15 protein-coding genes and 1 pseudogene are annotated in these 11,745 nt (G+C 67.9%); 11 read left to right on the top strand and 5 right to left on the bottom strand.

Annotation, left to right across the window (positions count from 1 at the left end; genetic code table 11):
* Positions 1–355: 355 nt before the first annotated feature.
* From A612_RS01615 to A612_RS01595, 5 genes and pseudogenes are all read right to left on the bottom strand, one after another.
* Positions 356–943, bottom strand: coding sequence for a S26 family signal peptidase (locus A612_RS01615; protein ID WP_019372867.1), 588 nt, complete (start codon positions 941–943; stop codon positions 356–358).
* Positions 940–1,485 carry a DUF2840 domain-containing protein gene (locus A612_RS01610; protein WP_019372866.1) on the bottom strand — a complete coding sequence of 182 codons (546 nt, stop codon included), beginning with the start codon at positions 1,483–1,485 and terminating at the stop codon, positions 940–942. The genes A612_RS01615 and A612_RS01610 overlap by 4 nt, the downstream gene beginning before the upstream one ends.
* The gene (locus A612_RS01605; RefSeq protein ID WP_040435555.1) at positions 1,482–1,754 is read right to left on the bottom strand and encodes a hypothetical protein; all 273 of its coding nucleotides are present in this window, start codon (positions 1,752–1,754) and stop codon (positions 1,482–1,484) included. Before A612_RS01605 ends, A612_RS01610 begins: the two co-directional genes overlap by 4 nt.
* Positions 1,751–2,389 carry a ParA family partition ATPase gene (gene parA / locus A612_RS01600; RefSeq protein WP_019372864.1) on the bottom strand — a complete coding sequence of 213 codons (639 nt, stop codon included), beginning with the start codon at positions 2,387–2,389 and terminating at the stop codon, positions 1,751–1,753. The genes A612_RS01605 and parA overlap by 4 nt, the downstream gene beginning before the upstream one ends.
* A 253-nt stretch (positions 2,390–2,642) precedes the next feature.
* A pseudogene (locus A612_RS01595) lies at positions 2,643–2,954 on the bottom strand (replication initiator protein A); the annotation flags it as partial.
* A gap of 59 nt (positions 2,955–3,013) precedes the next feature.
* Here A612_RS01595 and A612_RS01585 point away from each other — a divergent pair.
* The 11 genes from A612_RS01585 (at position 3,014) to A612_RS01535 (ending at position 11,561) form a co-directional block, all read left to right on the top strand.
* Positions 3,014–4,578, top strand: a protein-coding gene (locus A612_RS01585; RefSeq protein ID WP_110012505.1) for an IS3 family transposase whose coding sequence is annotated in 2 segments (ribosomal slippage) — positions 3,014–3,449 and positions 3,449–4,578 — 1,566 coding nt in all. Because the reading frame shifts where the segments join, the coding sequence is not laid out codon by codon here.
* 416 nt (positions 4,579–4,994) lie between these two features.
* Entirely contained in the window at positions 4,995–5,750 is a 756-nt protein-coding gene (locus tag A612_RS01580) for a hypothetical protein (RefSeq protein WP_040435547.1), read from the top strand.
* Positions 5,751–5,874: 124 nt separating this feature from the next.
* A complete protein-coding gene (locus A612_RS01575) occupies positions 5,875–6,093 on the top strand; it encodes an AlpA family transcriptional regulator (RefSeq protein ID WP_004255100.1) in 219 nt (72 codons plus the stop codon).
* A gap of 40 nt (positions 6,094–6,133) precedes the next feature.
* Entirely contained in the window at positions 6,134–7,000 is an 867-nt protein-coding gene (locus A612_RS01570; RefSeq protein WP_040435551.1) for a ParA family protein, read from the top strand.
* Complete coding sequence (locus A612_RS01565; RefSeq protein WP_012584779.1) at positions 6,984–7,220, top strand: hypothetical protein; 237 nt, start codon at positions 6,984–6,986, stop codon at positions 7,218–7,220. The genes A612_RS01570 and A612_RS01565 overlap by 17 nt, the downstream gene beginning before the upstream one ends.
* Entirely contained in the window at positions 7,213–8,871 is a 1,659-nt protein-coding gene (locus A612_RS01560; RefSeq protein WP_019372858.1) for a ParB family protein, read from the top strand. The genes A612_RS01565 and A612_RS01560 overlap by 8 nt, the downstream gene beginning before the upstream one ends.
* 17 nt (positions 8,872–8,888) lie before the next feature.
* Positions 8,889–9,449, top strand: coding sequence for a DUF2857 domain-containing protein (locus tag A612_RS01555; protein WP_019372857.1), 561 nt, complete (start codon positions 8,889–8,891; stop codon positions 9,447–9,449).
* Between the two features lie 3 nt (positions 9,450–9,452).
* A complete protein-coding gene (locus tag A612_RS01550) occupies positions 9,453–10,640 on the top strand; it encodes an STY4528 family pathogenicity island replication protein (RefSeq protein WP_019372856.1) in 1,188 nt (395 codons plus the stop codon).
* Positions 10,641–10,767: 127 nt separating this feature from the next.
* The gene (gene relB, locus A612_RS01545) at positions 10,768–11,067 is read left to right on the top strand and encodes a type II toxin-antitoxin system RelB family antitoxin (RefSeq protein WP_009618210.1); all 300 of its coding nucleotides are present in this window, start codon (positions 10,768–10,770) and stop codon (positions 11,065–11,067) included.
* On the top strand, positions 11,054–11,341 hold the full coding sequence (locus A612_RS01540) for a type II toxin-antitoxin system RelE/ParE family toxin (RefSeq protein ID WP_019372855.1): 288 nt from the start codon (positions 11,054–11,056) through the stop codon (positions 11,339–11,341). The genes relB and A612_RS01540 overlap by 14 nt, the downstream gene beginning before the upstream one ends.
* Positions 11,342–11,369: 28 nt before the next feature.
* Positions 11,370–11,561 (top strand): hypothetical protein, encoded by a 192-nt coding sequence (locus tag A612_RS01535; protein WP_019372854.1) that lies wholly within the window; start codon positions 11,370–11,372, stop codon positions 11,559–11,561.
* Positions 11,562–11,745: the final 184 nt, after the last annotated feature.

Raw genomic sequence — 11,745 nt, 5'->3', positions numbered from 1 at the left:
CGGCGAAGCCGCTCCGTGCCGCGCCACTCCCACGTGCAGACTGGCTTTGCGGGCCGACAGGTGCCGCACCCTTTTGTCTTGCCTTCCGCATTTGCCCCTCTCTGACGCTCCGGGCAGCGGCGGCCCGGCGGCGCTGCTGCGTGAGCAGCCAGCGCGCCGGCGAACGCGGCGACGGCCATAGGCCGGGCGCGTTCGAGGCAAGACGCCTGCACACGGGACGGCTGCGCCGGAGGCAGCGCGAAGTGCGGTGCGAATGCACCTGCACTGCACGCATGACGACACGGCGACGGCCAACAGAACGACATGCCCGATGGCACGACAAGATGCACGGCAACGTGCAGCGAGTCGGCGGCCATCATGGGCGTGACTCCAGCCAGACCGGATGCGCGACGCCGATCACGGCGGATGCGCTGACCGGCCCGAAATACCTGCTGTCGAACGACGCCGGGTTGGTCGTACTGAGCAGGAACAGTTCGCCGGGTTGAAGGCGACGGCATTGCTGCCAGGATGGCAGCAGCCGGCCCCAGCGATCAGCAGGCAGCGCGGCGGCCGAAGGCACGCCGTCTATGCGGACGGTGCGACCAGTGATGCACACCTCCTGCGGCGCGATCGCGCCCACCCGCTTGAGCAACGGCACGCGCGCCGGCAGGTAGCCGCGCTGCGCAGCCAGCGCGGCAGCCTCTGGCGGCAGCGTGGTCAGGACGATGCTGCCCACGGACAAAGGACGTGGCAGCGAGCCGGTGCCGCGGCCCAGTGGATCGACGCGATACCAGCCGACCGCCACGCTATCGGACGGGTTGTAGATCAGGCGCGGCAGCGGATGCACGAAGGACGCCCAGGCCAGCGCAGCGAGGCCGCAGGCGGACAGGCCCGCAAGTACGATGCGAGCGCGCAGGCGCGAGCGAGGACGCGGCGCGGTGCCGGTAGTCGAAACGGCGTTCATGGCAGCGCCCTCCCGATGAGCCATGCGGCGTGCCGCTCGGCGGTGTATTCGGGCAGCGGCAGGCGCGCAGCGAGCCGGTTGGCGAGCGTGCGCCAGTACGCGGGCGAGGCACCGACAGGTGCGATGCCCAGCGCCTCGATGGCGTCGATGCGTTCCAGCACGGCGTGCACCTGGTTTTCACCCTCGGCGTGCAGCAGCAAGCGCGCGCCCGGCTGCACGCCGGGGATGCGCTGCGCCGCATCGAGCGGCGTGCAAGCCTGCATGACCATGAGCTGCCAGCGCACGGTGCCGTAGTCATTAGCCTGCCAGCGGATGCGGCAGAACACGGCGCCCGGCAGGAACACCGCGCTGCGCCGCCAGCGGTCGAGCTGGAGGGTGCGCGCGGGTTCACCGAAGCGCAGGTAGAGCTTGAAACGGGCCTCGATGTAGGCCAGCGCCACGCGCGTCAGCGGCGCGCTGGCAGGCTGGCCGGTAGGCGCTGCGAGTGCAGCCGTGGCCGCGATGGCAACAGGTGCGGAGGCCGGCGAAGCGGATGCAGTCATGGTGTGTTCTCCCTGCGGTTCTCTGGAAACTCGCGCTCCAGCAGGCCGCGCAGCAGATCGGCCACGGTCACGCCTTGCGTGAAGGCCGACACCTTGATGCGCGCCCGCATGGCGGGCGTGATGTCGAGGGTCAGGCGAGCCGTGTAGAGGTCGCCCTTGCCCAGCGCATCGGCATCGCCCTGGCGAATCCACGCCTCGGCGTGCGGATTCGCGGGTGGACGCGCGCCGATGCCGACGCGCTTTGCACGTATCGGTGGCTTCGCCGTCATGTCGGCCACCGCAGCAGCTCGTCCACCAGCGCGGTGATTTCGCGGGCGGCGGCACTGTCCGGTGCCGTCTCGCGTGCAAGCCGACCAGCGGCCACGCTGTCGGCGAACACGATGCGTTGATGCACTTCCGAGCGCAGCGCAGGAAGCGGCTGGTCGGCGAGCGCCTGGCGCGCTTCGCGCCCGATCACCGTGGTGCTGACGCGCCGATTGATGACGAAGGCCGCGCGGAGCAGCGGCCGGAACACCTGCGCCTCGCGGATCAGCGCCACCATCTCGGCGCTGGCCCACAGGTCGTAGGGGCTGGGCTGCACCGGGATCAGCACGCGCTCGGCCGCCAGCAGCGCGGAGCGCGCCAAGGCAGCGATCCTGGGTGGACCATCAATGACGACGTGATCGGTCCGCCTGGCGAGTTCTGGCGCTTCCTGATGCAGCGTTTCGCGGGCGAGGCCCACGGCACTGAACAGCCGTGGCAAGCCTTGCTGGCTTCTGCGCTGTGTCCAGTCCAGCGATGAACCCTGCGGGTCGGCGTCCAGCAGCACGACGTGCTGGCCGCGCATCGCCAGCTCGCCGGCGATGTGCGTGGCGAGCGTGGTCTTGCCCACGCCGCCTTTTTGGTTGAGCAGCGCGACGATCATGGCGCGGCCCTCCGTGCTGGAAAGCCGGTCTTTCTCCGCCGCGCATCGTGCCGCCTGGCGGTTGTCCACCGTGGCGCGGCGCCTCTACTACCAGTTAGAGAATTTGAGTTAGGAAAGTTAAGAGAGGCCGAAATCCGCGCCAGCATTGGCTTTGCGGCCGATTTTGTTGCCTGATAGCACGAGGATTCGTTGCCTGATAGCACGATACCTTTGTTGCCTGATAGCACGAGCCCGTCCACAGGCCACGCACCGTTTATCCCCGTGCCGCGGACGGCACGGGCCGGAACATCAGCAACGGCGAGGCAATGCCCGCCACCTGCTCGATGCGCAAGTGGTAGCCAGGCAAGGCCTGCCGCGCCACCAGGGCGCGCAGGTCGGCCGCGAAGTCGTAATACCGCGCCACGCTGCCCGATTTGCGGTACAGGTGCTGGAAGTCGAACTGCCAGCCAGCTTCCTGGCGCCCGCCGTGCTTGCGCACCAGGCGGTACAGCCAGCGCTCGATGCCGCCGGTCAGCCGGAAATAGGCCGGATCGATGGTGAGCACCAGGGCCTCGTCCATCCCCCCGCGTCAGAATAGTTGCCGCCCTGATAGATCATTGACCCGGGGGCGAGAGGAACGAGGAAGTGGCTCGATACGGACAAGCGTTCAAGGACAAGGCGGTGGCTCGGCTGTTGCCGCCTGAGAGTGCAGATGTGGTCGTGGTGTCGCGCGAGATCGGCGTGTCGGTTGCGACCTTGGAGCGTTGGCGCGCCGATGCGCTGGCCTCGGGCAAGAAGAGCGGCGGCTGGACCGCGGCGGCGCGCTTCGAGGCGGTGCTGACCACGGCCGCGCTGAGCGAGGAAGCGCGCAACGCGTGGTGCCGTTCGCATGGGCTTTACCCGAGCGAGCTCGACGAGTGGCGAGCGGCGGCGATCAGCGCCTTGGCGAATCCGGACTCAAGCCCAGTGAAGGCCGATGCCAAGGCCGAGCGTCGTCGCGTGGCCGAGCTGGAACGCGAACTGCGGCGCAAGGACAAGGCCTTGGCCGAGGCGGCGGCACTGCTGGTGCTGTCAAAAAAAGTCGAGGCGATCTTCCGAAAGGACGCGGACGCATGAGTGCGTTGGAGGATCGCCAGCGATTGATCCGCGACATCGAGGCGGCGCGCGTGGCCGGGGCGCGGTTGGCCCCCGCCTGTGCGGTGGCCGGCATCGATCCACGCACGTTCCAGCGCTGGCAGACCGATGGCGAGGTCCGCCCCGATCGCCGACCCGAGGTCGAGCGCAAGCGGCCGGCGCATGCGCTGAGCGAGACCGAGCGCGCCGAGATCCTGCGAGTGGTCAACGAACCGCGTTTTGCGCCCTTGCCGCCGGCTCAAATAGTGCCGCGCCTGGCCGACGAGGGCGTCTATCTGGCCAGCGAGCGCACGTTCTACCGCGTCATGCGCGCGGCCGATCAGGTCTCACACCGCGGCCGCGCCAAGCCGCCCCAAGCCACGCGCCCGCCGACCACGCACGTTGCCCGCGCCCCTGGCCAGGTCTGGTGCTGGGACGTGACCTGGCTGCCGCGCACGGTGGCGGGACAGTGGTTCTACCTGTACCTGATCCTCGACCTCTACAGCCGCAAGATCGTCGGCTACGAAGTGCACGCCTCGGAAACCGGCGAGCACGCGGCGCAGCTGCTCAAGCGCACCGCCTTGGCCGAAGGCATCCATGCGGCAACAACCAGGCCGGTGCTGCACGGCGACAACGGCCAGGCGCTGAAGGCAACGACCGTGCTGGCGATGCTGCAATGGCTCGGCGTGACGCCCTCCTACTCGCGTCCGCGGGTGAGCGACGACAACGCCTTTGTCGAGTCGCTGTTCCGCACCGCCAAGTACCGCCCCGGCTTTCCGGCCAAGGGCTTTGCCGACATCGCCGAAGCACGTCGCTGGGCGCAGGGATTCGTCGACTGGTACAACCACGAGCACGGACACAGCGGCCTGCGCTACGTGGCGCCCGCGCAGCGCCATCGCGGAGAGGACCGCGAGCTGCTGCGGCGGCGCCACGCGCTGTACCAGGAAGCCAGGCGCCGCAACCCGCGCCGCTGGAGCGGACACACGCGCAACTGGACGCCGGTCGGCCCGGTGACGCTCAACCCGGAACGGGACGCGCTGGCCGCCGCCTGGCGACCGGAACCAGAGGGCGTCTGCAATAAACAATTGGCTGCATGAATCAGGCGGCAACTACCTTGACACGCACCGGTCATTTCACTGACGCGGAACGCATGAGCTTTTGCTGGTTGCAAACCGACTCATCCTGTTGACGCATTGGCACTTTACGCCGTTGGAATTCCTACGGAAAACTTTGACCAGGTTTCGGGTAAAGCGCGGCACCCATGCTTGACTCCAGGGGAGCGCGACCACCAAGCCGCGTGCCGGTCCAAAGGCAAAGCGCCCGCATCATGGTTGAGGAGTTTCAAGCGTAGCAAGATGTAGTTCGCCCTTGGCCGGCCGTCAGCGCCGATGCAACGCTTCCTTCCACGATCCCGGCCGGCCCTGCGCTTCATCCGGATTTCTGGGCAATCGCCTCGCCCACTTGGGCGGTGCGCGTCTGCCAGAGTTCGATCCGACGATGGGACGCACGCGACATGGAGAAATCGAGTTGCCTTGCCTTTGGCGCCAGGATCTACTACCGCCCGATCGAGGCGGCCGTCCGTTGGGCGGGACTGTTGCGCTTTGAGCCGCGGATTCTGGAAACGCTCGGGCCACGTGCCATGCCTGAGCCGAACGACTTTCCGCGCTGGCCCTTGCTGCGCCTTTTCTCCGAGCGCATCTTCGACGCATTGGCACACGATGAACTTTCTTACGGCAAGGCAGGCATGGCGCAGGAGCCTCAGCGCCCCGCACTCGACGATCCTGCGTTGATCGTGCGCCACGTCGACCTGAAGGCGTGGATGTCGCATTACTACCCCGGTGAGCGGCCTCCATTCCTGTTCGACGGCATCGAGCGCGAACTGCATCCTGCGGTGAGCGTCGCCATGCTGAACGTGTTGCTGGCCGATCGCGAGGCCGCCAAGCTGCAGCTTGCCGAACTCGCACAACTACATGCGGCGCTGAAGGCACAGCACGAAGCGTTGGCGAAGGAGCATGCCATTAGCATTCGTGAGGGCGATACGAGTGAACCGGGCCTGCGCAGCGAATCGACTTACCTGAACATCATTGGCGGCCTGCTGACATTGCTGTTGGGCAAGTCCCCTGCGGGCTCTGCCTACTCGTCCTTCCGCAACATGGATGCGGTGATCAGTGCACTACTGGCCCACCATGAAGGGCGGCCCGGCATCAGCGAGCGGACGCTGTGGAGCAAGCTGGCACAGGCGCGTCGCCACCTGGAGGCATCGCGCTGAGCCTGTAACAGCAGACTGCAATTGCAGTTGCGTATTCTGCAGTTGCAGTGAATCTCGCAGCAGCAGCATATGGAATGCGAGGCACTTTCTGAACAACGCCATCGAGCGTCAAGGAGTGCCTCTCATGTCTTCGCAGACCATCGCGCCGGCCTTGCCGCCCGAGCACCGCATCCTGCGCCGCGCCGAGGTCGAAGCCAAGACCGGCTTCAAGCGCGCGCACATCTACAGCCTGATGAAGGAAGGCAAGTTCCCCAAGGCGCTGCGCTTGGGCGTGCGCGCGGTGGGCTGGGACTCGGTGGAGATCGAACAGTGGATCGCCGATCGCCTCAAAGAACGCGCCTGACGCTTCTTCTCGGTTCATGCCATTCGACGAGGAGAAGCCCATGCAGGTGGTGTCCATCATTTCGACCAAGGGCGGCGTGGGCAAGACCACGACGGCGGCCAACCTGGGCGGCTTCATCGCCGATGCCGGGCTGCGCGTGCTGCTGCTGGACCTGGACGTGCAGCCCACGCTGTCGAGCTACTTCACGCTGGACGTGCGCGCGCCCGGCGGCATCTACGAGATGCTGGCCTTCAACGAGCGGCGCATCGAGCAACTGGTGTCGCGCACCGCGATCGCGGGCCTGGACCTGGTGCTCTCCAACGACGACCGCGGCGAACTGAACACGCTGCTGCTGCACGCACCGGATGGGCGCCTGCGACTGCGCCATTTGCTTCCCGTCTTCCGCACGCACTATGACTTGCTGTTGATCGACACGCAGGGCGCGCGCAGTGTGCTGCTGGAGATGGCGGTGCTGGCGTCCGACCTGGCACTGTCGCCGGTGACGCCGGAGATTCTGGCCGCGCGCGAACTGCGCCGCGGCACCCTGCAACTGATCGAGGATATCGCACCGTATCGGCACCTGGGCATCGAGCCGCCACCGCTGCGCCTGCTCATCAACCGTGTGCATCCGGTGTCGTCGAACGCGCGGCTGGTCCAGCAGGTGCTGCGACAGGTGTTCCAGGAACAGGCCGGCGTGCAGGTGCTGGGCACCGACGTGCCGGCCATCGAAGCCTATCCGCGCGCTGCGACACGAGGATTGCCAGTGCACCGGGTGGAGTACCGGCAGCCGGCTTGGCGCACGGCGCCCGCGGCGCTGGAGACCATGCGCACGCTGGCCGGCGAGCTGTTCCCCGCGTGGCGGGAGCGCTTCGCGCTGGTCACCGGCCGGGCCGATGCGGGAGGGGCCGGCCATGGCGAGCGCGCATGAACTGGCGCGCGGCCGCGAACGGCTGCGCGCGCTGATCGAGTTCGCGCTGGGCGAAGGCTGGCGCGTGGTGCGCACGTCCGGCGGGCACCTGAAATTCACGAAGCAAGGCTGCGCGTCGATCTACACCAGCTCGACGGCGAGCGACCACCGTGCCGACCGCAATGCCCGCGCACAGCTTCGCCGCGCCGACCGGCAGGCGCAGGAGAACGGCCGTGGCTGAGCTGACGCCGCAGGACATGGCTGCCAAGCTGCTGGCCACCGGCTTCGAGCGCAGCGGCCCTTCGGCCGCGACCTTGAGCGACCCCATCGCCGACACGCCGATGGTGGTGACGCTGGACCAGTTGCGGCCCTACGACCACGACCCACGCGTGACGCGCAACCCGGCCTATGCGGAGATCAAGGCGTCCATCCGCGAACGTGGGCTGGACGCGCCCCCCGCGATCACGCGCAGGCCGGGCGAGGCGCACTACATCATTCGCAACGGCGGCAACACGCGGCTGGCGATCCTGCGCGAGTTGTGGAGCGAGACCAAGGAGGAACGCTTCTTCCGCATTGCGTGCCTGTTCCGCCCGTGGCCGGCGCGCGGCGAAATCGTGGCGCTGACCGGGCATCTGGCCGAGAACGAGCTGCGCGGCGGCCTGACCTTCATCGAGCGGGCCTTGGGCATCGAGAAGGCGCGCGAGTTCTACGAGCAGGAAAGCGGCCAGGCGCTGTCGCAAAGCGAACTCGCGCGGCGACTGACGGCCGACGGCTATCCGGTGCCGCAGTCACACATCAGCCGCATGAACGATGCGGTGCGCTACCTGCTGCCGGCGATACCGAACCTGCTCTACGGCGGATTGGGCCGGCACCAGGTGGACCGGCTCGCGGTGCTGCGCAAGGCGTGCGAGCGCACCTGGGAGCGGCGTGCACTGGGCCGCACCGTGACCGTGGACTTCGCCACCTTGTTTCAGGACGTGCTGACGCAGTTCGACACACAGCCGGACGACTTCTCGCCGCAGCGGGTGCAGGACGAGCTGGTCGGCCAGATGGCCGAGCTGCTGGAAGCGGACTACGACACGCTGGCGCTGGAGATCAACGACAGCGAAAGCCGCCAGCGTGCGCTGACCAGCGAACCGGCGGCGCCGACGCCACCGGCAGCGCCTGTCGCGCCTGCTGGTCCTCTCCCGCCGGTCTCCGCGCCTCGGCAGCCACCCGCCTCGTCTGTGCCGCGCGACACCACGCCGGTCGCGCCTTCGGCGCCAGCAGCGACACCGCCTGCATCGCCCGAAGCGCCGAAGGACCAGCACGGGCAACGCGACGAGCGCCTGCAGGGGCACATCGTGACACCGGCACCGACCACCGAGCGCTTGCAGTCCATCCAGCGGATGGTCGCGGACCAGCTCGGCGACAAGCTGCCCGACTTCGAGGCCGATGCGCTGCGTGCGATCCCTGTGCAGGCGGGCGGGCTCTATCCCATCTCGGACGTCTGGTACGTCGAGCCGGGGCTGGACGCGCCGGATCGGCTGCGGGTGCACATCGCGCAGTTCGCGCGCGAGATCGCCGGGGATGCGGCGGTAGCCGACCACATCGAGGCCAGCGACGGCGGCATCGGCTTCGTCTGCGTGGCGCCGGCCGTGAGCCAGGCGAAGGTGCTGCCGGCGTTCGCGCGGGCGGTGCTGACCCTGCTGCATGCGCTGAGCGCGGCGCCGCCCGCCGCGAACGGATTGGACCGCGCGCGGCTGGCCGACGAGCTGGCGGCGCTGCTCCATGGCCATGGCGGCTCGGCCACACGCCTGAGCGATGCTGCGCTGGTGAAGCTGTTCCGTCTGCTGCGCCTGGCGCGCCGGCTGCTGGATCTGGAAGCCGGCGTAGCGAGCCAGGATTCCTGAGCGCAGGAGGCTCCCGTATGTCGGCACCGCACCCGCTCAACCAGGCCGTGATCGCCCAGGCCCTGCATGACCTGCGCAACGGCCAGTTGCGCCGCTGCAAGGCCATGGGCTTCGGCGAGGAGGAGCTGGATGCGCTGAAACACCCCGAGCTCGTGAGCATGCTGGTGAATGCCACGGTGTCGTGGTGTTCGGTATCGGTGAACCGGGAAGTGTTGAAGCGGCTGCTGAGCCAGGTGCACGACGTGGAGCGGGAGATCGCCACGGTGGATCGCATGCTGCGCTTGGGGGCGAGCACGGAGATGGTCAGCAAGTTCTACGGCCTCACGCATCAGGAAGTGGCGCTGCGCCGCGACATCCTCGGGCTGCCCAAGCGCAAGGGCCGGCATCCGGTACTCGACGAGGCGCAGGACGTGGCCTTGTGGGAGCGCTGGAAGGCCGGCGTCGCCGAGCGCCATGTCGCCCTGACCGACGACATGGCGATGCTGGCGCTGACCATGGACCTGGCCGAGACCATGACCCTGCCCATGTCGGTGATCTGGTCGGCGATACGCAACTGGATCGACCAGGGGCTGGTGTAGGCCATGACCACGGGCGGCGCACCACGGCGCGAAGGCCCCGTTGCGCTGTCGGCGTTGTTCGACGAGGCGCTGCGGCACCTTGAGCCGAAGGAACCGGCGCAGGGCACGGCGCCGGCCGCCGACGGTTTCCTCTACAGCGGCAACCGCCATGAGAGCGTGCCGCGCAGGCTGTTCCTCGACCGACGCCTGACGCCGCTGGAGCGCAACGCCTGGCAGGTGTTCCGCCTGCAGCTCAACGACGACGGCGTGACCGCCTTTCCCACCTACGACCAATTGCGCCCCTACCTGGCCTCGATGCCCTGCGCGGCGCAGGCATCGCACGAGACCGTGGCGCGCGCCCTGACGCTGCTGCGGCTGACGCGCTGGCTGAGCCTGGTGCGACGACGGCGCGACCCGAAGACCGGCCGTATCCAAGGCAACCTCTACGTGCTGCACGACGAACCGCTGTCGCCCTTCGAGGCGATGCAGCTCGATGCCGACTACCTCGGCCTGGTCAGCCAGGCGCTGACCCATGCCGCCAAGGCGGTGCAGATCGTGGGCATGAACACGCTCAAGGAGATTGCCGAAGACCCGCTGCTCAGCGGCCGCACGCTGCCGACCCGCCTGCAGGTGCTGGCGCAGCGCATGGCGCTGCATGGCTGGACGACGCCAGGTTATCCACAGGCGGGTGCGGACCACGAATCCGAAGAAGGCCAGGAAGCCCTTCTTCGGAATGCTGCGCGCCCGTCTTCGGAATCCGAAGCAGGGCCGAAACCCGCGCCGGACAGCTCTCTTCGGATTCCGAAGGAGGACCGTACAGTACGTAATGATCGTATAAATGAAGTACGTACAGTACCGCGCGCGAGGGCCTTGCAGAACCTGCGACTGCCCGAGCGTTTCCTGCGCTTGAAGGATGAGCAGCAGGCCGGCGCGCTGGTGGCCTTGCGGCAGGTGGACGAAGCCCAGCGGCAGGCGGTGCTGGACGAATGGGAGGCGCGCTGCTGCAACAGCTCGGTGCGCAACCCGGCTGGCTACCTGTTCGGCATCATCCAGAAGGCGATCCGTGGGGAGTTCAAGGCCTGGGCGGGCGACAGCGCCACGGTGCCGCCTGCTTCCCGTCCACCCGCGCCGGCGCCATCGGCACGGCCGGTATCCCCCGAAGTAGCGCGCGCCCACCTGGCGCGGCTGCGGGCGGCCCTGCGCGATCCGTGACCGGCCGAGCTATCCCCAGGTGATAGCCGAGACAGGGAGGCTTCCGGCGGGGCAATCCGGCCACACCATTGCCAAGGTCTCGATTGAGATACAAAATAGGGGCTAATGCATAACAGGAGAAGCAACGATGGCCGCACAGACTTCGATGCTGCACATCCGTGTGGACGACAAGCTCAAGGCCGATGCCGCCGAGAAGCTCGCCGGGGTCGGCCTCACCGTTTCGGACGCCGTACGCATCCTGCTGACCCGTGTGGTCAAGGAAGGCGCACTACCGGCTGGCCTCACGGCCGATCCGGAGGCCTACGATGCCTGGTTCCGGGCGAAGGTCCAGGAGGCGCTGGCCGACACACGGCCGCCGGTGCCGCACCAGCAGGTCATGGACGAGGCGCAGGCCCTGATCGACAGGAAGCGGCGTGCGCGTACTTGAGTGGCGCGAAGCTGCCCGCGCCGACCTGCTGGCGATTGTTGACTACATCTCGGACGACAACCCCGATGCCGCGCAGCGGTTGAAGGACGACATCGAGGCCAAGGCCGCGAAGCTGCCGGAGCGCCCGAAGCTCTACCGGCCTGGCCGCGTGGCCGGCACGCGGGAAATGGTCGTGCGCTCGAACTACGTGGTGGTCTACATGGAAGACGCTCGCGCGGTGTCCATCCTGCGCGTGTTGCACGCCGCGCAGCAGTGGCCGCCGGCACGGGAGTGAAGGCGGTTTTCCTCACAGGAGATTTGCCATGAATGCCAAGGAGCCTGAAGCAGCCAAACTCAAGGCGCTGCAGGAAGCAGCCTGCATGGGCTGGGCCGACATCGCCGCCGGCTGCCATGCCGATGTCGCCGACGGCCAGTTCGAAGGTTTCATTGCACAGTTGGAACAGCAGGCGGCGCTTGGCGTCGCTACCCGCCGCGAGGCTATCCCCAGGGGATAGCTGGGACAGGGAGCTTTCCGGCGAACAAACCGGGCGGGCCTTGGATACGGTTTCTTGACTGACGGCCTTCCGACCGGTGCCGATGCTGGCGACTCCGTTCCCCTACGCGAGTCGCCCACATGGCAAACGAACCCCTGCAACTGAATCTCGGATCGCTGACCTGCCCCCTTCAGGCGTGCCAACT

It is taken from the genome of Melaminivora alkalimesophila, assembly GCF_000282995.1.
Lineage (GTDB): Bacteria > Pseudomonadota > Gammaproteobacteria > Burkholderiales > Burkholderiaceae_C > Melaminivora > Melaminivora alkalimesophila.
The sequence above is the reverse complement of the archived record's forward strand: the minus strand, read 5'-3'. Positions and strand labels throughout refer to the sequence as shown.

Coding starts and splice junctions, on each gene's coding strand:
- A612_RS01535 (WP_019372854.1), top strand. CDS start 11,370: ATGAATGCCAAGGAGCCTGAAGCAGCCAAACTCAAGGCGCTGCAGGAA.
- parA (WP_019372864.1), bottom strand. CDS start 2,389: ATGATCGTCGCGCTGCTCAACCAAAAAGGCGGCGTGGGCAAGACCACG.
- A612_RS01610 (WP_019372866.1), bottom strand. CDS start 1,485: ATGACTGCATCCGCTTCGCCGGCCTCCGCACCTGTTGCCATCGCGGCC.
- A612_RS01605 (WP_040435555.1), bottom strand. CDS start 1,754: ATGACGGCGAAGCCACCGATACGTGCAAAGCGCGTCGGCATCGGCGCG.
- relB (WP_009618210.1), top strand. CDS start 10,768: ATGGCCGCACAGACTTCGATGCTGCACATCCGTGTGGACGACAAGCTC.
- A612_RS01550 (WP_019372856.1), top strand. CDS start 9,453: ATGACCACGGGCGGCGCACCACGGCGCGAAGGCCCCGTTGCGCTGTCG.
- A612_RS01570 (WP_040435551.1), top strand. CDS start 6,134: ATGCAGGTGGTGTCCATCATTTCGACCAAGGGCGGCGTGGGCAAGACC.
- A612_RS01565 (WP_012584779.1), top strand. CDS start 6,984: ATGGCGAGCGCGCATGAACTGGCGCGCGGCCGCGAACGGCTGCGCGCG.
- A612_RS01575 (WP_004255100.1), top strand. CDS start 5,875: ATGTCTTCGCAGACCATCGCGCCGGCCTTGCCGCCCGAGCACCGCATC.
- A612_RS01615 (WP_019372867.1), bottom strand. CDS start 943: ATGAACGCCGTTTCGACTACCGGCACCGCGCCGCGTCCTCGCTCGCGC.
- A612_RS01580 (WP_040435547.1), top strand. CDS start 4,995: ATGGAGAAATCGAGTTGCCTTGCCTTTGGCGCCAGGATCTACTACCGC.
- A612_RS01555 (WP_019372857.1), top strand. CDS start 8,889: ATGTCGGCACCGCACCCGCTCAACCAGGCCGTGATCGCCCAGGCCCTG.